This is a genomic window from Polaromonas sp. P1_G2, from assembly GCF_056405515.1.
Genome location: NZ_JBFUBY010001116.1, coordinates 1 through 457, shown reverse-complemented (window position 1 = coordinate 457; position 457 = coordinate 1). Strand labels below are relative to the sequence as shown.

Here is a 457-nt window from a genome sequence, read left to right as displayed (position 1 = left end):
GATTTTCATGTTCTGCGCCGCTTCCTTGGCGCGGGTTGAATCGCGCCAGAGGATCGAGGCCGCACCTTCCGGCGAGATGACCGAATAGATCGAATGTTCGAGCATGTAGACACGGTTGCCGGTGGCGATCGCAATCGCGCCGCCCGAGCCGCCTTCGCCGATAATCACGGAAACCACCGGCACCTTGACGTTCAGGCACATTTCCGTCGACCGGGCAATGGCTTCCGCCTGGCCGCGCTCTTCGGCGCCGACACCGGGATAGGCGCCGGCCGTATCCACCAGCGTCACGATCGGCATGGAAAAGCGGTCGGCGAGTTCCATGATGCGGATCGCCTTGCGATAGCCTTCCGGCCGTGCCGAGCCGAAATTGTGACGGATGCGGGTCTTGGTGTCGTTGCCCTTTTCCTGGCCGATCAGCGCTACCGCCTGGCCGCGGAAACGGGCAAAGCCCGCCTGC

Annotated in this window: 1 protein-coding gene; it reads right to left on the bottom strand. The window is 63.7% G+C overall.

All coding sequences use genetic code 11. The features are described 5' to 3' along the window. On the bottom strand, positions 1–457 hold a 457-nt coding region (locus tag AC1D0P_RS29335; RefSeq protein WP_477679948.1), incomplete at both ends, for a carboxyl transferase domain-containing protein.